The organism is Kumtagia sp. (genome assembly GCF_059502445.1).
Genome location: NZ_JCACER010000044.1, coordinates 12,467 through 29,322, shown reverse-complemented (window position 1 = coordinate 29,322; position 16,856 = coordinate 12,467). Strand labels below are relative to the sequence as shown.

The window sequence follows — 16,856 nt, the reverse complement described above, 5'->3', positions numbered from 1 at the left end:
TACCCCCACCCCTAACCCCTCCCCACAAGGGGGAGGGGAAACTTGCTGCGCCTCTGCTAGACGCCAGTCGGTGGCGGTTTCGCTCGGCATAGCGGCCGCAATGTCCCCCTCCGCCTTGTGGGGAGGGGTTAGGGGTAGGGGTATCCGGCAATGCAGCACAGGCCGTGATGCGCATGCGAACCTCCTAAAGATCCAGCACCAGCCGCGCAGACCTGGCACGCGACACGCAGGTCATGATCTTGGTGCCCGACCGCTTCTCGGCATCGTTGAGATAAACGTCCTGGTGGTCCGGCTCGCCCTCGATCACCGTCGCCAGGCAGGTGCCGCAGGCGCCCTGCTCGCACGACGACGGCATGTCGACGCCCGCCTCGCGCACCACGTCGAGGATGGTCCTGCCGGCCGGCACCGTCAGCGTCATGCAGGAGCGCGCCAGCGCCACCTCGAAGCTCGAGCTGTCGTCGATGACCTTCGTGTTCTTGAAATACTCGAAATGCACGGCCGTCTCCGGCCAGCCGAGCTCGGCGGCGATCGTTCGCGCCGCCTCCAGCATCGGCCCAGGGCCGCAGAGATAGAGATGCGTATCAGGCCTGTAGCCGCTGAGAATCTCGCGCAGCTTCGCCTCGGTCTGCTCCGGTGACAGCCCGAGATGCGGCTTCAGCGCCTCGCCGAGCGTGCCCGTGCGCTCGGGAAAGGCGAGCTGCGCCCGGTTTTGCGCGAAATAATGCAGGTCGAAGGCGAGATCCTGGTTCTTCAGCGCCTGCGCCATGGCGATCAGCGGCGTGATGCCGATGCCGCCGGCGACGAAGATGGTCTTCACTGCATCGCGGCGCAGCGGGAAATTGTTGCGCGGCTCCGAGATCGCCAGCACGTCGCCCTCGCGCACCGTCTCGTGCATGCAGGACGAGCCGCCGGCCGAATCCCGCTCCAGCTTGACGCCGATCCCAAAACTGTCGCTCTCGCCCGGCCCGTTGACGATCGAATACTGGCGGATCAGCCCGTTCGGCATGTGCACGTCGATATGGGCGCCGGGCTGGAAGGTCGGCAGCAGACCCTTGATCGGCCTGAGCTCGAAGCCGGCGATACCGTCGGCCGCCGCCCATTTCCGCGCTACCTGCACCCGGATGGCCGCCTTGCGGCCATGCGGCGTCGCTTCCGGCATCTCGGCCAGCTCCGGCGACACGCGCTCTATCACCGGCTCGATCGGCGCCGGCGCCGGCATTTGCGCGGCATCGCGCTCCAGCGTATCGCGCAGTTTTGACAGAAGCTCGTTGTGATGGCGCAGCACCGCGAGGCGCTCGGCCCCCTCCAGCCTGGAATCGAGCACGCCGCGGATGACCGAGCGGCCGGAATCGACCGGCTGCACGAAGAACACGGCGAGCGTCGCGGCACCGCCGTCGCGCGAACGCAGGGCGGCGGAGAAGGCGCCCGCGGCCTCGACCGTTACATCGGCCTCCGTGCCGTCGAGGCGGCCGCTCGGCTGGAAGCGATAGGCTTTCAGCCTGTCGGCGACGAGATCGGCGGGCGCGTTGAGCGGGATGCCGCGCAGCACCAGCAGGTCGCCCTCGGCGAGGCCGGAGACGGCGGGCACCTCGTCCACCGGCTCCTCGGCCGACCACACCAGGCCGTAGCGCTCGACCGCCGGGTAGGTGCGGTTGGTGATGGTGCGGGCCGGCGCGTCGGCGGGATGCGCGGGGATGTAGGTGCAGCCGGCGGTGCGGTTGGAATAGCGCCAGCCGTGATACTGGCACTTCAGCTCGCGGCCGTCATTGATGCCGATCGACAGCCGCACGCCGCGGTGCAGGCAGCGGTTCTCCCAGGCGTTGACATAGCCGTCGTCGGCCCGCCACACGGCGAATTCCCGGCCGAGCAGTTGGGCATGGAAGACATGGCGGAACGGCAGGTCGGAGGACGCGGCGATGGGATGCCATCTGGTCTTGGCGGTGTCGAGCATGGCTACTCTTTCTCGGGCAGGGCGATCGCATATGAAATTACCCCCACCCCGTACCCCTTCCCACAAGGGGGAGGCGGAGCGGCTAGCGTATCCGCCAGGCGACAATCGCCAACGGTTTCGCGTGGCGTGGCGGCAGAAAAGTCCCCCTCGCCCGTGAGGGGTGGGGGTGCGAAGCAGGACAAGGCTTCTGAGATTCCCATATCTGCGCTGCTGTCAGCTGGCGGCCGGGATGACGCCGTAGGTCACGCCCTTCTGGCTCAGCCAGCGGCGGTAGGCGATCGCCGACTTGTCGGCGCGGATCGGCGTCTCGGCGCGCGGGTCGAGCGGCAGCCGCTTCGGGAACTGGTTCTCCAGGATCGGCTTGTCCTGGCCGAAGATGGTCTGCTGGAAGCGCTTGATCACCTTGTCCTCGTTCTCGTCGTCGAGCACGCACAGCATCATGTGCGCGCGCACATGCTCCTGGTCGACCGGCTGCAGGAAGATGGCGATGACGTCGAGGCGCGCCTCGTCGGCCGGGCTCGATTTGTAGAGCACCGAGCAATAGGGGTGCGGCACGCGGTAGATGTAGTCGACATCCGCCCCGCCGGTGGAAACGGTCGAGGCCATCGGCTGGAAGAAGCGGCAGCGGGTGGCGAGGATCTCGTCGCGGTCGACCGAGATCTCGACGTCGTATTCCTTCACCTCGGTATGCGGCTCGGCGCCGAGGATGTCGGTATGGACATAGGGGAAGTGGCCCATGTCCAGGAAGTTCTCGATGGCGCGCGGCGCCGAGACGTTGACGCCCATGGTCGCCGCGTTGAGCCGGCGCCGGTCGGCTTCGGCATATTCGGGGATCGGGAACAGGTCGTCCGGCGGGTTTCCCAGCGAGGTCCAGATATAGCCGTAGGCGATCTTTGCGGGCAGCGTGTCAGCGACGGCGGCGACATCGATGCTGCTGCCCGCCGGCAGATCCCGGCGCGACCGCCAGGCGGCCCCGATGCCTGCGCCGTCCACGGCATAGCCGATGCGCTCCTCCAGCAGCACGGTCTCGGCCACGACGCCCGCCGGCGTCTCCGACACCGCGGCGAGCGGGTGCCACAGGTTGAGGATCACCGGATCCTGGCATTTTGGCTGGGTCATCGTCCTCGTTCCATGAAGCTGTCCTTATCCGTCAGGTTCGCGCCGGTATGGCACCATAGGACACCGCATGGTCGCGCAGCCAGCGCCGGTAGAAGACCGAGACCGCGTCGGCGCGGATCGGCGTCTCGGCGCGCGGGTCGAGCGGCAGCCGCTTCGGCATCTGGTTCTCCAGGATCGGCTTGTCCTGGGCGAAGATGAGCTGCATGAAGCTGCGCACGGTCGCCGCGTCGATGCCGTCCTTCAGGTAGCAGAGGAAGGGATGGGCGACGCAGTTCTCCTCGTCGACCGGCTGAACGAACAGCGTGATGACGTCGAGGCGGTCCTTCTGCACCGGATTGCTCTTGTAGAGCGCCACCGTGTACGGGCGGATCACCTTGTAGACGTAATCGACGACAAAGCCCTCGCTGGCGGTCGGCGAGGCCACCGGCTGGTAGAACCGGCATTCGGTCGCCAGCAATTCGTCCGCTTCCGTGACCTCGACCTTGTAGGGCGCCACCTCGGTGTGCGGCTCGTCGCCCAGCCAGCCCGTATGCACGAACGGGAAGTGGCCCATGTCCAGAAAATTCTCGACCGCCCGCAGGCCCGACACCTTTACGGCGATCGAGCCGCCGGTGACGAGATGGCGGTCGGTCTCCCCCGCTTCCGGCACGCCGACGATCGAGCGATCCGGCGTCCCCAGGCAGGCCCACAGGAAGCCGTAGCGGATTTCCGACGCGACGGCTTCCCCGCTGTCGTCGCGCACGACATCGCGGCCATGGCGACGGCCCGCTTGGATGGTGAGGTCGATCCCCAGCAGGCGAGTGCGGAACGGCACCTCGGCCGACAGATTGGCCAGGTCCGCCACCACATGCCAGTCGTTTAGAAGAACGTCGTCGCTGCAAAGGGCGGTGTTGCTCATCGCACCCTCCTGGCTAGCACTTCCCCATGAACCTAGCTCTGTTATGGTCTCATTGGAACCACAGAATTGGATACCAATCAATGAGATTCTGTCTGTCAAAGTAAGATTTTTGATTGACAGCTTGGATTGATTGAATACCCATAAGCTGGATCGAGGCTCCGGATAGCAAAGGCATTCACGCCGCAGCGGGGCCGAGGCAATGCCGCCGGGCGGATGACGGTCCGGCGAGGGGAACCGTTCATGAGCAGCCGCTCGCAGGCGATTGCCGACATCCTGACCCGGGCGATCATTGATCACCGGCTGGTGCCCGGTTGCAAGCTGGGCGAACGGGAATTGTCCGAAATATTCCGCGTCAGCCGCATCGTCGTGCGCCAGGCGCTGATCCGCCTCGCCGACGACGGGCTGGCGCAGATCGAGCGCAATCGCGGCGCCTTCGTCGCCCGCCCCAGCATGCAGGAGGCGATGGAGATCTACGACGCGCTGACGCTGGTCGAGCAGGGCGTCGCCGCGCAGCTCAGCGAACGGCTGGGCCCGGCCGGCTGGGCGGAGCTGCGCCAGCATGTCGAGCGCCAGCGCCAGGCCGTGGCCGCCGGCAACGACGCGCTGGCCGACGTGCTCGGCCAGGAATTCCACACCGTCTTCGTGCGTCTCAGCCGCAACAAGGTGATGCAGGAGATCCACGCGCAGTTGGTGCGCCGCACCACATTGCTGCGCTCGCTCATCACCGCCGATTTCGATTACTGCAATCTGCTCGACGACCATTCACGCATCGTCGATCTGCTCGAGAAGGGACGGCTGAAGCCGGCGATGGATCTGATCGACGCGCATCACCGCAGCGTGGTGCGCGGCTACATCATGGACCGGCAGGTCTTTCCGGAGCTCACGCCGCGCGACGCGCTGGAACCCTATCTCGACGGCAAGGCCGGCGAAGCACCGAAATCCGTATCGCAAACGCAAATAAAGACGGGAGAAAAGGACGAACCGGGGATGCATCGCCACGTCCACGCGTCCAGATAGACCCGGCGGCCGAAGCCGGGCACCGACAGCATGACCAACAGAGGGTTATCACCATGTCCAACGTAACCAGAAGACAGTTTTTGCACTATTCCGGAGCGGCCGGCGCCGCACTCGCCACCGGCGGGCTCGCCGGCAGCGCCAGCGCCCAGGAGCCGCTCAAGATCGGCGTCGTCTATGTCTCGCCGATCGCCGAGATCGGCTGGACCAAGCAGCACAGCCTCGGCGTCGACGCCATCAAGGCGGAGTTCGGCGACAAGGTCGCCATCACCGTGCTCGACAACATCTTCATGCCGCAGGACGCCGAACGCGTGTTTCGCGAGCTTGCCACCTCCGGCAACCAGCTCATCTTCGGCACCAGCTTCTCGCACGGCACGCCGATGCAGAAGGTGGCGCCGCGCTTCCCGAAGGTCGCCTTCGAGCATTGCTCGGGCATCGTCCACCTCGCCAACCTCGGCACCTTCGAGGCCAAGTATTACGAAGGGACCTTCGTCGCCGGCGCGGCCGCCGGCCACATGAGCAAATCCGGCAAGATCGGCTTCATCGGCGGCTTCCCGATCCCCGACATCGTCGGCCCGGCCAACGCGCTGCTGCTCGGCGCCCAGAGCGTCAAGCCGGAGATCACCTGCAACGCCCTCTTCCTCAATTCCTGGTTCGATCCGGGCAAGGAGAAGGAGGCCGCCAACACGCTGCTGTCGCAAGGCTGCGACGTCATCTGCTCGATGACCGACACCGCCACCGGCGTGCAGGTGGCCGGCGAGGGCGGCGCCTGGTCCATCGGCTATGCCAGCGACATGGCCAAGTTCGGCTCCGGCAAGCAGCTCACCGCCTTCACCCTCGACTGGGCGAGCGACTATCTGCGCGCCGCCAGGGCGGTGGCCGCCGGCGAGTGGAAGCCGGAGGTGCATTGGGACGGGCTGGCCGCCGGCGTGGTCAAGATGGCACCCTACAACGAGGCGATCCCCGCCGACGTGGTGGCCAGGCTGAAGCAGCTCGAGGCGGATATCGGCGCCGGCAAGATCCATCCCTATGCGGGCGAGCTGAAGGATCAGGACGGCACCGTCAAGGCGGCTGCCGGCTCGGTGCTGTCGGACACCGACATCCGCGGCATGAACTGGTTCGTCCAGGGCATGATCGGCAAGCTGGGGTGAGCGCCTGCGCCCTCTCCCCCCTCGAGGGGGAGATGGCCGCGCAGCGGCCAGAGGGGGTCGGTCAAGGCAGTGCGGGGCGCGAAGAGACCGTCGAGAGCACTGCGGCAACGACCCCACCCCGGTTCGCGGTTCTCCGCTTCGCTCCGACCGCTCACCGATCCTCCCCGCAAGGGGGAGGGCAAGCCCCGCGCCCGCGGCAAAGCCCCACCCACCCGCAAGGTAGGTCCCCGATGATCCCGCGCCTTGAACTGCGCAACATCTGCAAGAGCTATCCCGGCGTCGTCGCCAATGACGACATCTCGCTGTCGATCATGCCAGGCGAGATCCATGCCGTGCTCGGCGAGAACGGCGCCGGCAAGTCGACGCTGATGAAGATCATCTATGGCGCCGCCCAGGCCGATTCCGGTGAAATCTATTGCGACGGCAGGTTGATCGCGGCGCACGACCCGGCCAGCTCGCGCGCCCTCGGCATCGAGATGGTCTACCAGCATTTCGCGCTGTTCGAATCCGTCACCGTGGTCGAGAACATCGCGCTGTCGCTGCCGGGCCGCTTCGACCTCGACGCGCTCGCCGCGCAGATTACCGACCTGTCGCAGCGCTACGGCATGCCGATCGACCCGCGCCGGCGCGTCCACGACCTCTCCGTCGGCGAGCGCCAGCGCGTCGAGATCGTGCGGTGCCTGCTGCGCTCGCCGAAGCTGCTCATCCTCGACGAGCCGACCTCCGTTCTTACCCCGCAGGCGGTGGTGAAACTGTTCGAGACGCTGCGCCAGCTCGCCGCCGAGGGCTGCTCGATCGTCTACATCAGCCACAAGCTCGACGAGGTCCAGGAGCTCTGCGATTCCGCCACCGTGCTGCGCAATGGCCGGGTGACCGGCACGGCGAAGCCGAAGCAGACCACCTCGCTCGAGCTCGCCCGCATGATGGTCGGCTCGCAGCTGCCCGAGATGCATGTCAGCCCGGCAATGCCGGGCGAGACGCCGGTGCTGGAGGTCCGCAACCTGACCGCCGCGCCGCGCGACCGCTACGGCGTCGCTTTGGAAGGTGTCTCCTTCGCCGTCCATGGCGGCGAGATCGTCGGCCTCGCCGGCATCTCCGGCAACGGTCAGGCCGAGCTGGTGGCGCTCATCAGCGGCGAGCGCACGCATGCCGATCGTGATGCGGTCCGCATCGGCGGCAGGCCCTCGGCGCATCTCGGCGCCGGCCAGAGACGCAGGCTCGGCATGGCCTTCGTGCCGGAGGAGCGGCTGGGGCGCGGCGCCGTGCCGCCGCATGCGCTGTGGCAGAACGCCGTGCTGACCGGCCACCGCGCCGGCATCGTCCGCAACGGGCTGGTCGACCGCGGCAAGGCCGCCGCCTTCGCCAAGGGCGTCATCGACCGCTTCAAGGTCAAGGCAAACGGCCCGCAGGCCAGCGCGCAGAGCCTGTCCGGCGGCAACCTGCAGAAATTCATCGTCGGGCGCGAGATCGCGCTCGCGCCGAAGCTGTTCCTGGTGTCGCAACCGACCTGGGGCGTCGACGTCGGCGCGGCCGCCTTCATCCGCCAGACGCTGGTCGATCTGAGCCGTGCCGGCGCGGCGGTGCTGGTGGTTTCGGAGGAACTCGACGAGCTCTTCGAGATCTGCGACCGCCTGCTCGTCATCTGCCAGGGCAAGGTATCGCCGCCGCTGATGCGGCGCCAAACCAACCGCGAGGAGGTCGGTCTGCTCATGACCAACCGCGCCAGCGGAACGAAAGGGAAAGACCTTGCGCTTCAGGATTGAGCAGAGGCCCGAGCCGTCCGCGATGATGCGGGTGGCCGCGCCGGTGATCGCGGTGGTGCTGACGCTGGCGGTCGGCTCGGCGCTTTTCGCCGCGCTCGGCTACGATCCGCTCGCGACGCTGTACGCCTTCTTCGTCGCCCCGCTCAGCTCGGTCAACGGGCTGTCAGAATGGCTGCTGAAAGCCTCGCCGCTGATCCTGATCGCCTGCGGCCTGGCCGTCGGCTTCCGCGCCAATGTGTGGAACATCGGCGCCGAAGGCCAGCTCATCGCCGGCGCCATAGCCGCCTGCGGCGTCGGCCTGTTCTATCCCAACCCGGAAAGCCCGATACTGCTGGCGTTGATGGTGCTGGCCGGCGCCTTGGCCGGCATGACCTGGGCGGCCATCCCCGCCTTCCTCAGGGCGCGGATGAACACCAACGAGATCCTCGTCACGCTGATGCTCACCTATGTGGCGACACTGCTGCTGTCGTGGCTGGTGCACGGGCCGTGGCGCGACCCGGCCGGCTTCAACTACCCGCAGACGGCGCTGCTGCCGGCCGCTGCCATGTTCGAGCCCTTCGACTACGCCTACCGGCTGAACCCCTCCATTTTCCTCACCGTGGTCGCGGTGTTCCTGATGTGGCTGTTCGCCGACCGCAGCTTCATGGGCTACAAGATGTCAGTCTCCGGCGCCGCCCCGCTCGCCGCGCGCTATGCCGGCTTTCGCGAATCCTCGGCGGTGTGGATCGGCCTGCTCGCCGGCGGTGCGGCGGCCGGCATCGCCGGCATGGCCGAGGTCGCCGGCCCGCTCGGCCAGCTGTCGCCGCAGATCTCGCCGGGCTACGGCTTCGCCGCGATCATCGTCGCCTTTCTTGGCCGGCTCAACGCCTTCGGCATCGTGCTCGGCGGCCTGCTGATGTCGCTGCTCTTCCTCGGCGGCGAGGCCATCCAGATGAATCTCGGCCTGCCCTCGGCGCTGACGCGCATCTTCCAGGGCATATTGCTGTTCTTCCTGCTCGCCACCGACTTCTTCATCTTCTACCGGCTGCGCCGGCTTCCGGAGCATGCCTGATGGACCTGTTCGTCGCCATCTTCGCCGGCACCGTCATCGCCGCCACGCCGCTGATCTTCGCCGCGCTCGGCGAGCTGGTGGTGGAGAAATCCGGCGTGCTCAATCTCGGCGTCGAAGGCATGATGCTGATGGGGGCGGCCTTCGCCTTCTGGGCCGTCATCGCCGGCCTGCCGATGCCGGTGGCCATCCTCGCCGGCGGCCTGGCGGGTGCGGCCGCCTCGCTGCTGTTCGGCGTGCTGGCGCTCACCTTCCTCACCAATCAGTATGCCGCCGGGCTGGCGCTCGCCATCTTCGGATCGGGCGTCTCGGCCTTTCTCGGCCGCAATTTCGGCTCGGCGCCGATCGACGCGCTGAAGCGCATCCAGGTGCCCATCCTCTCCGACATCCCGGTGATCGGGCCGATGGTCTTCCGCTTCGACCCGATGGTCTATTTCGCGATCGCCTGCTTCCTGGTCATCACCTGGTTCCTCTACCGCACCAAGGCGGGGCTGATCCTGCGCACCGTCGGCGAGTCGCCCGAGACCGCGCACGCCATCGGCTTCCCGGTCATCCGCATCCGCTATCTCGCCGTTCTGTTCGGCGGGCTGATGGCCGGCCTCGGCGGCGCCTATCTGTCGGTCGCCTACACGCCGCTCTGGGTCGAGAACATGACCGCCGGAAAAGGCTGGATCGCGCTGGCGCTGGTGGTGTTCGCCACCTGGCGGCCGCTGCGCGTGCTGCTCGGCGCCTGGCTTTTCGGCGGCATGACCATATTGCAGCTGCAGGGCCAGGCGCTCGGCATCGCGGTGCCGTCCGAGCTGCTGTCGGCGCTGCCCTACCTCGCCACCATCGCCGTGCTGGTCATCATCTCGCAGAACCGGCAGATGCTCGCCCAGCATTTTCCGGCATCTCTGGCAAAGCCGTTCCGCCCGGCGAGCTGAGGTTTCTGGAGAGGTCCAGCCACCCCTACATTGCGGCCGCCCCGCCGGAGCGGCATGGAGCACTCATTCTTTGCGCTTCAGCGGAAAGGTCGCGTCGCCTTGCTCGTCGCCGGACAGCGGGCGCGGATTGGCGCTGCTCATGCCGTCGTTCCCGGACCCTTGTGCGAACGGACGAACTGACCCTCGGCGTCGTCCTCGACCTGCTTGCGCTGGCCCTTGCCAGCCAATTGCCTCTCGACGATCTGTTCCGGACTGGAGCGCAATCTGCCGTGTGTGGAACAAGTAAGCCTCCCCTCCGTTGCAAAGTAGAAATTGGCCGAAACGGCGGAAGCAATGGATCGAGATGGATGGTTCCATCGCGGGGTTGCTTTCGCCGAAGATGTGGTTGGTGATTACGATGCTTGGGCCTTTTACGGAATTGGACAGGATCGCTCAGGACAGGGGCGAAGGACTTCGACCTGAACTTCGGACGTTCTTCGAGCGCCTCGACGCAATCGAGACGGCAGGCAACGTCGTGGCGATCGATGAGCGCCGCCGCCCTGCCGCACATGCCGCCAAGACCGAGGCGGAGGGTTCGCCCCGCCGGCCCGGCAAGCTGCTCGCCTTCCGCCGGCGCCAGTCATGACCCGCCCACCGGACAAGGAGCAGCAGCTCGAACATCTTGCGGCGCTCGCCGATGCGCCGCCGGCCCTGCCGGACGAGCGCACCCGCAACTTTCTCGACAACTGGATCGATGCGAATGTCGTCCATGCATCGCGGGATCCCGAGGAAGCGGATGTCCTGCAACGGCGCTTTCTGACCGACGCCGTCGCCGCCGGGCTGACGCTCGACGAGGTCAACGATGCCTGGCCGCAGGTCGAGCGGCGTATGGCGGAGGCGAAGCGGCGCTGGGCCGCCCGGCAGCCGCGCCGGTGACGTCAAGGCGTGCAATGAGCGCCATCCAGCCGAGCTTTCTTGCCGACGACCTGCCTGACGGCTTTGCCTACCGGCCGGGTCTGATTTCGGCGGCGGAGGAGGGCGACCTCGTCGCCGGCTTCGCCCGGCTCGACCTGAAACCGTTCGAATTCCAAGGCTATCTCGGCAACCGCCGCGTCGTCACCTTCGGCCTGCGCTACGACTTCCAGGCGGGAGCGCTGCAACAGACCGCGCCCATCCCGGATTTCCTGCTGCCGCTGCGCGAGCGCGCCGCCGGTTTCGCCGGTCTTCCGCCGGCGGCCTTGCCGCATGTGCTGGTCACAGAATACGCGCCGGGTGCCGCGATCGGATGGCACAGGGACCGGCCGGTGTTCGGCGACGTGATCGGCATCTCCTTCGTCTCGCCATGCCGCTTCCGGCTCCGGCAGCGTGCCGGCGCCAGGTGGCAGCGCGCCGCCGTCCTGCTGGAGCCGCGCTCGGCCTACCTGCTGCGCGGCGAGGCACGTACGGTGTGGGAGCACAGCATCCCGGCCGGCGAGGCACTGCGCTATTCCGTGACATTCAGGTCGCTGAAGCGGCCGGAAGGCTGATGGCACGGTTGAGCATGCCGTTCGGGCTGTTGCGTGCATCCCTTCACCGGCCGAGCCGGCGGCCAGTGATCACGCTCTTGTATCGGATATCCTCAGGTTCCGCAGAAGGTCTGCAAAACCCGCTCGTGCTGCTGCGGCGGCAGCGCGTAGGCGGCGCGTTCCGGCTGCTCGTCGAACGGCCGGATGATGACTTCCAGCAGTTCCTCGAAAGGCCGGAAGTCGCCGCCCTCGACGGCCGCCTTGATCACCGCCTCGACACGGTGGTTGCGCGGGATGTATTTCGGGTTGGTTGACAGCATCACCTTGCGGCGCTCGGCGGTTTGCGTCGGTTCCTGCGCCAGCCGCTGCCGCCAGCCCTCGGCCCAGTCCTGAAATTCCTTCGGCTCGGCGAAGAGGCGTCCGACGGAATCCTCGCCGGCAGACCCGTCGATCTCGTCGGCCAGTCCCCGGAAGGTCAGCGTGAAATCGGCCTGGTTGCTCGCCATGATCGCCAGAAGATCGCTGACGAGTTGCAGGTCGCCGTCCTGGTCGGCAAGCAGTCCGAGCTTCAGCCGCCAGCCGTGGTGGAAGGTCGCGTCATAGGCCGGCTGGAACGTCTTCAGCGCGCCCTCGGCCATCCGGACCGCCTCGTCCTGGTCGTCGTTGAGCAGCGGCAGCAGCGTCTCGGCGAAGCGCGTCAGGTTCCAGGCGGCGATACGCGGCTGGTTGGCATAGGCATAGCGGCCCTGCATGTCGATCGAGCTGAACACTATGCCGGGATGGTACTCGTCCATGAAGGCGCACGGGCCGTAATCGATCGTCTCGCCGGAGATCGTCATGTTGTCGGTGTTCATCACGCCGTGGATGAAGCCGACCAGCATCCAGCGAGCGACCAGGTCGGCTTGCATGGCGATCACCTTCTCCAGCAGGGCGAGATAAGGCTGCTCGCGTTCCGCCAGGTCCGGGAAATGCCGGCCGATGGCGTGGTCGGCCAGAATCCTGATCGCCTCCACGTCCTGCCGCACGGCGAAATACTGGAACGTGCCGATGCGAATATGGCTCGCCGCGACACGCGCAAGCACCGCGCCGGGCAGCGGCGTCTCGCGATAGACCGGATCGCCGGTCGCCACGGCGGCAAGCGTGCGCGTCGTCGGGATGCCGAGCGCCGCCATCGCCTCGCTGACGACATATTCGCGCAGCACCGGGCCCACGGCGGCGCGCCCGTCGCCGCCGCGCGAGAAAAGCGTCCGTCCGGAACCCTTGAGCTGCAGGTCGCGCCGTTTGCCGGACGTGTCGATGACCTCGCCGATCAGCAGCGCCCGGCCGTCGCCGAGCTGCGGCACGAAATTGCCGAACTGGTGGCCGGCATAGGCCTGGGCGATCGGCTCGGCGCTCGCCGGGAAGCCGTTGCCGGCCAGCATGCCGATTCCGTCCGGGCTTTCCAGCCAGGCGGCATCGAGCCCGAGCTCCGCCGCCAGGGGCCGGTTGACGCGGATCAGCTTCGGCGCCGATACCGGATTGTCGGCGGGACGGGCGAAGAACCGGTCCGGCAGCCGCGCATAGCTGTTGTCGAAGACGGGCGGACCGGCTTGCGCCCGCGCCTCGGTCCGTCTCGCTGCCATCGGTTCCGCCATGGGCCTGCTTTCCAATTGAGCCGTGCCTCTAGATAACAGGCTCCTGCCCGGATCGTTCAATCGATCCGCCTGTTCCTAATATAAGCCATGAGGCGCAGACATGCTCTTCTTCACGAGCGACACGCATTTCGGCGACCCGCGCATCCTCAGGATCGATCGCAGGCCGTTCGCCTCGCTTGCCGCGCATGACGAGGCGCTGGTCGGGCTATGGAACGAGACGGTGGGGCTGGACGACGAGCTCTGGCATCTCGGCGACTTCGCCCTCGACGGCAAAGGCCGCGTCGATGCGCTGCTGTCGCGGCTCAACGGCCGCAAGCATCTGATCGTCGGCAACAATGACGGCGCCGAGACCACCGGCGCGGCCGGCTGGGCGAGCGTGCAGCACTATGCCGAGCTCAGGATCGACGGCCATCACCTGATCCTCTGCCACTATCCCTTCCGCACCTGGAACCAGATCGGCAGGAAGTCGATCGACCTGCACGGCCATTCGCACGGCCGGCTGAAACCGCTCACCCGCCAGTACGATGTGGGTGTCGATGCCCGGGATTTCCGGCCGGTGACGCTGGACGAGATCCTGGCGTCGCGGGGGAGGCGACGAAAAGCGGAATGAGGATGGCGGGACGGCGACGATCCAGGAGCCGGTGACGGCGACCGTCAGTCCGCCTCGCCGATCTTGCCGCCCAATCCCGTCATCAGTCCCATGAACTCCGGAAAGCTCGTGGCGATCATGGTCTGGTCGTCGACCGTCACCGGCTTTTCGGTGGCAAGGCCCATGACCAGGAAGCTCATGGCGATGCGGTGATCGAGATGCGTCGTCACCGTGCCGCCGCCGAGATTTTTGCCACCCGGCACGCCACGGACCGCAAGCGTATCCTTGCCCTCGGTACAGTCGACGCCGTTGGCCTCCAGCCCGCGCGCCACCGCGGCGAGGCGGTCGCTTTCCTTCACGCGCAGCTCTTCGAGGCCGAGCATCACGGTCTCGCCCTCGGCGAAGGATGCTGCGACGGCGAGCACCGGATATTCGTCGATCATCGATGGGGCGCGCTCGGCCGGCACCGTGACGCCCTTCAGCTCGGAGGAGCGCACGCGCAGGTCGGCGACGTCCTCGCCGCCGGCGTTGCGCGGGTTCACCAGCTCGATCGAGGCGCCCATCTCCAGCAGCGTGGCGATCAGCCCGGTGCGGGTCGGGTTCATCAGCACGTTCTCGATGATGACATCCGAGCCCGGCACGATCAGGGCCGCAACCAGCGGGAAGCCGGCCGAGGACGGATCGCCCGGCACGGCGATCACCTGGCCGGAAAGCTTGCCCTGGCCCTCGATGCGGATGTGGCGCACGCCGTCGCGGTCGGTCTCGACCTCCAGGCTGGCGCCAAAACCCTTCAGCATCTTCTCGGTATGGTCGCGCGTCATCACCGGCTCGATCACGGTGGTCACGCCCGGCGTGTTGAGACCGGCGAGCAGCACCGCCGACTTCACCTGCGCCGAGGCCATCGGCACGCGATAGGCGATCGGCGCCGCCTGGCGCGGGCCGCGCAGGGTGAGCGGCATGCGGTCGCCCGGGGCGGCGTCGATCACCTGCACGCCCATCTCGCGCAGCGGGTCGAGCACGCGCCCCATCGGCCGCTTCGACAGCGATGCATCGCCGATGAAGGTTGTGGTCATGTCGTAGGTGCCGACCAGGCCCATGGTCAGGCGCGAGCCGGTGCCGGCATTGCCGAAGTCGAGCGGCGCCGCCGGCTCGAGCAGGCAGCCATTGCCGGTGCCCTGGATGATCCATTCGTTGCCGCGCTTCTCGATCGCGGCGCCCATCGCCTTCATCGCCTCGCCGGTGCGCATCACGTCCTCGCCCTCGAGCAGGCCGGTGATGCGGGTCTCGCCGGAGGCGAGGCCGCCGAACATGAAGGAGCGATGCGAGATCGACTTGTCGCCGGGCATGCGGACCCTGCCGTTGAGCGCAGGCGATCTGCTGGCCGTTGCCGGCCGAGCGCTGCCATGGTGGGACATTGTGTTGGACCTCGTTCGGCGGACCGCCCGTGGGGCGGCGAGGGTGGCTCGGTTTGCGCCGGTCTCCTAACACAGCATGGCGCGATGGTCATCCCCTCGCCGAATGCCGCCCGAAAGCGAGGCTTTCCAGAGAAAAGCCGGAGATTTTTTGGCTTTGACAGGTCAAGGAACTGCGGTTATGGGGTCCGTTCTTTCTGACGAGGCTAACCGTGGCAAAATCCGAACTCGGTACAAAACGCATAGACCCGGAAACGGGCCGGAAGTTCTACGATCTGAACAAGGATCCGATCGTTTCCCCTTACACCGGCAAGGCCTATCCGCTTTCCTATTTCGAGAGCGCCGGCAGCAAGACGGTGGAGGAAGAGGAGGTCGAGGAGCGCGAAGTCGATTCCGAGGACGAGAGCCCGGAAGTTGTTTCGCTCGAGGAGGCCGATGACGAGGCGAAGGGCGGCGACGACCTTCCCGATCTCGGCGACGACGAAGTCGATCTCGGCGACGACGACGAGGCCGATGTGTTCCTCGAGGACGAAGAGGAAGACGGCGACGACGTCACCGGCATCGTCGGCGTCGGCGACGACGACGAGAATTGAGAAGCGCGGGCTGCGGCCTGGCGCCGCGGCCCGAACAAAAAGCCTCGAAGAGAGGCTTGATCTTGAACGATGGCGGCGCTAGAAGCCGCCATCACGACGGTCCCTCGGGATCGTTCCCACGCCCGCCACGGGCGCCGGCCTTGGCCGGAAAGACGGGGCCATAGCTCAGCTGGGAGAGCGCCTGCATGGCATGCAGGAGGTCAGCGGTTCGATCCCGCTTGGCTCCACCAACTCTTTTTCCTGTCGACTTTTCCCGCAAGCGATCGGTTTTTCGCGACGAACAGGCGGATTTTTATCCGCAGACACGCTGGAAATCGGGACTGTTTGGCCGATTTCCGACGCAGGTTTTCTCCTGGAGAGCCTCGCTTCGCCTGGCTTGGTCGACGCAATGGTCGGAGCAAGCGACCGGACTGTTATCCAGGCCGGCATGCCCGGAATTGAGCTGGATCAGCCGCCGGCCTTCGCCTTTCCCTCGACATGCGTGCCGGTATCGGCGGAACTCTGCTTGGCGCTGCCGACCATGTGATCGAACATCGCGTACCAGATCTGCTTCGGATCGACCGCGCCGGCGGCTTGCGGGTCCATGGCCAGGAGCGCCTCGCGGCCGGCCGCCAGCATGGCGGCGTCGGGTTCCCGCAGATGGCCGATCGCCGCCGACAGGCGCTGCATGGCCTCCTGCCGCCGCATCCGCGCATAGTCGCCATACGCCGCCTTCATGCCGGCGTCCGATCCCGCCGTTTCCCGGAAGGCGAATGGGTCGAGCTCGCCTGCCGCCTGTTCGAGCGCTGTCGTCGTCTTGGTCATCTGCTACCCCGCGTATTCCTTCGACCCGGTTCGGCGCCGTTCCGGCGGGTCCTCGCGGCATGCGAGCGGCAGCGAGGTCGTATCCTCCATCCGGTCGACATGCCAGGCGCTCATGAGCACGCGGCGGCCCTCGGCCATATCGATCTCCCGGCAGGCGGTGAGCTCCGGATAGCCCCACCAGTCGGCATGGTCACCGGCCGCCTCCATGGCAAGCCGTCTCGCCTCGGCTTCGCCTTCCGCCAGTAGAATGAAAGAAATCACATCGAGAAACGGGTCGAAACGCCCACGCATGATGGTGTCGAATACATCCATGTACTCTTCATCAGGCTCTCCCGAGAGCACCGACACCATGAAAAGCTTCATCTTTCCTCCCGCCGGCAGCGTCTGGCTGCCCGCAGATGACCAACGCTATTGGGAAGCGATAAAAAGAGCAACTAATTTTGTATGAACGGTGAACGTGCCGGCTCCTTGGC

At 66.8% G+C, this 16,856-nt stretch carries 17 protein-coding genes and 1 tRNA gene; 11 read left to right on the top strand and 7 right to left on the bottom strand.

What is annotated here, in order from left to right; genetic code table 11:
• Positions 1–184: 184 nt before the first annotated feature.
• From AC5JDC_RS15165 to AC5JDC_RS15155, 3 genes are all read right to left on the bottom strand, one after another.
• The gene (locus AC5JDC_RS15165; protein WP_495842347.1) at positions 185–1,951 is read right to left on the bottom strand and encodes a Rieske 2Fe-2S domain-containing protein; all 1,767 of its coding nucleotides are present in this window, start codon (positions 1,949–1,951) and stop codon (positions 185–187) included.
• Between the two features lie 213 nt (positions 1,952–2,164).
• Positions 2,165–3,070 (bottom strand): aromatic ring-hydroxylating dioxygenase subunit alpha, encoded by a 906-nt coding sequence (locus AC5JDC_RS15160; protein ID WP_495842346.1) that lies wholly within the window; start codon positions 3,068–3,070, stop codon positions 2,165–2,167.
• Positions 3,071–3,101: 31 nt separating this feature from the next.
• Positions 3,102–3,968 (bottom strand): aromatic ring-hydroxylating dioxygenase subunit alpha, encoded by an 867-nt coding sequence (locus AC5JDC_RS15155; protein ID WP_495842344.1) that lies wholly within the window; start codon positions 3,966–3,968, stop codon positions 3,102–3,104.
• A gap of 240 nt (positions 3,969–4,208) precedes the next feature.
• Here AC5JDC_RS15155 and AC5JDC_RS15150 point away from each other — a divergent pair, with 240 nt between their 5' ends.
• The 8 genes from AC5JDC_RS15150 (at position 4,209) to AC5JDC_RS15115 (ending at position 11,372) form a co-directional block, all read left to right on the top strand.
• Positions 4,209–4,985, top strand: coding sequence for a GntR family transcriptional regulator (locus AC5JDC_RS15150; RefSeq protein ID WP_495842342.1), 777 nt, complete (start codon positions 4,209–4,211; stop codon positions 4,983–4,985).
• A gap of 53 nt (positions 4,986–5,038) precedes the next feature.
• Positions 5,039–6,133: a BMP family ABC transporter substrate-binding protein gene (locus AC5JDC_RS15145; RefSeq protein ID WP_495842340.1), complete on the top strand. Its 1,095-nt coding sequence runs from the start codon at positions 5,039–5,041 to the stop codon at positions 6,131–6,133.
• 230 nt (positions 6,134–6,363) lie between these two features.
• A complete protein-coding gene (locus AC5JDC_RS15140) occupies positions 6,364–7,896 on the top strand; it encodes an ABC transporter ATP-binding protein (RefSeq protein WP_495842338.1) in 1,533 nt (510 codons plus the stop codon).
• On the top strand, positions 7,880–8,947 hold the full coding sequence (locus tag AC5JDC_RS15135) for an ABC transporter permease (protein WP_495842336.1): 1,068 nt from the start codon (positions 7,880–7,882) through the stop codon (positions 8,945–8,947). Before AC5JDC_RS15140 ends, AC5JDC_RS15135 begins: the two co-directional genes overlap by 17 nt.
• Positions 8,947–9,867, top strand: coding sequence for an ABC transporter permease (locus AC5JDC_RS15130; protein ID WP_495842334.1), 921 nt, complete (start codon positions 8,947–8,949; stop codon positions 9,865–9,867). The genes AC5JDC_RS15135 and AC5JDC_RS15130 overlap by 1 nt, the downstream gene beginning before the upstream one ends.
• A 343-nt stretch (positions 9,868–10,210) precedes the next feature.
• Entirely contained in the window at positions 10,211–10,492 is a 282-nt protein-coding gene (locus AC5JDC_RS15125) for a hypothetical protein (protein WP_495842332.1), read from the top strand.
• Positions 10,489–10,782, top strand: a complete 294-nt coding sequence (locus AC5JDC_RS15120; protein WP_495842330.1) for a hypothetical protein — start codon at positions 10,489–10,491, stop codon at positions 10,780–10,782. The genes AC5JDC_RS15125 and AC5JDC_RS15120 overlap by 4 nt, the downstream gene beginning before the upstream one ends.
• A gap of 14 nt (positions 10,783–10,796) precedes the next feature.
• On the top strand, positions 10,797–11,372 hold the full coding sequence (locus AC5JDC_RS15115; RefSeq protein WP_495842328.1) for an alpha-ketoglutarate-dependent dioxygenase AlkB: 576 nt from the start codon (positions 10,797–10,799) through the stop codon (positions 11,370–11,372).
• Between the two features lie 92 nt (positions 11,373–11,464).
• Here AC5JDC_RS15115 and AC5JDC_RS15110 read toward each other — a convergent pair whose 3' ends face one another.
• A complete protein-coding gene (locus AC5JDC_RS15110; protein ID WP_495842326.1) occupies positions 11,465–12,973 on the bottom strand; it encodes a protein adenylyltransferase SelO in 1,509 nt (502 codons plus the stop codon).
• A gap of 112 nt (positions 12,974–13,085) precedes the next feature.
• Here AC5JDC_RS15110 and AC5JDC_RS15105 point away from each other — a divergent pair, with 112 nt between their 5' ends.
• Positions 13,086–13,595, top strand: a complete 510-nt coding sequence (locus tag AC5JDC_RS15105; protein ID WP_495842324.1) for a hypothetical protein — start codon at positions 13,086–13,088, stop codon at positions 13,593–13,595.
• Positions 13,596–13,639: 44 nt separating this feature from the next.
• Here AC5JDC_RS15105 and aroA read toward each other — a convergent pair whose 3' ends face one another.
• Entirely contained in the window at positions 13,640–14,989 is a 1,350-nt protein-coding gene (gene aroA / locus AC5JDC_RS15100; RefSeq protein WP_495842322.1) for a 3-phosphoshikimate 1-carboxyvinyltransferase, read from the bottom strand.
• A gap of 209 nt (positions 14,990–15,198) precedes the next feature.
• On the opposite strand from aroA, the gene AC5JDC_RS15095 reads away from it, so the two are divergent.
• Positions 15,199–15,579: a TIGR02300 family protein gene (locus AC5JDC_RS15095; RefSeq protein WP_106772858.1), complete on the top strand. Its 381-nt coding sequence runs from the start codon at positions 15,199–15,201 to the stop codon at positions 15,577–15,579.
• A 154-nt stretch (positions 15,580–15,733) separates the two neighbouring features.
• Positions 15,734–15,809 (top strand) — tRNA-Ala (locus tag AC5JDC_RS15090).
• A 217-nt stretch (positions 15,810–16,026) separates the two neighbouring features.
• Here AC5JDC_RS15090 and AC5JDC_RS15085 read toward each other — a convergent pair.
• Together AC5JDC_RS15085 and AC5JDC_RS15080 are read right to left on the bottom strand one after the other, a co-directional pair.
• Positions 16,027–16,383, bottom strand: coding sequence for a hypothetical protein (locus tag AC5JDC_RS15085; RefSeq protein WP_495842320.1), 357 nt, complete (start codon positions 16,381–16,383; stop codon positions 16,027–16,029).
• 3 nt (positions 16,384–16,386) lie between these two features.
• Complete coding sequence (locus AC5JDC_RS15080; protein ID WP_495842318.1) at positions 16,387–16,746, bottom strand: hypothetical protein; 360 nt, start codon at positions 16,744–16,746, stop codon at positions 16,387–16,389.
• Positions 16,747–16,856 lie beyond the last annotated feature (110 nt).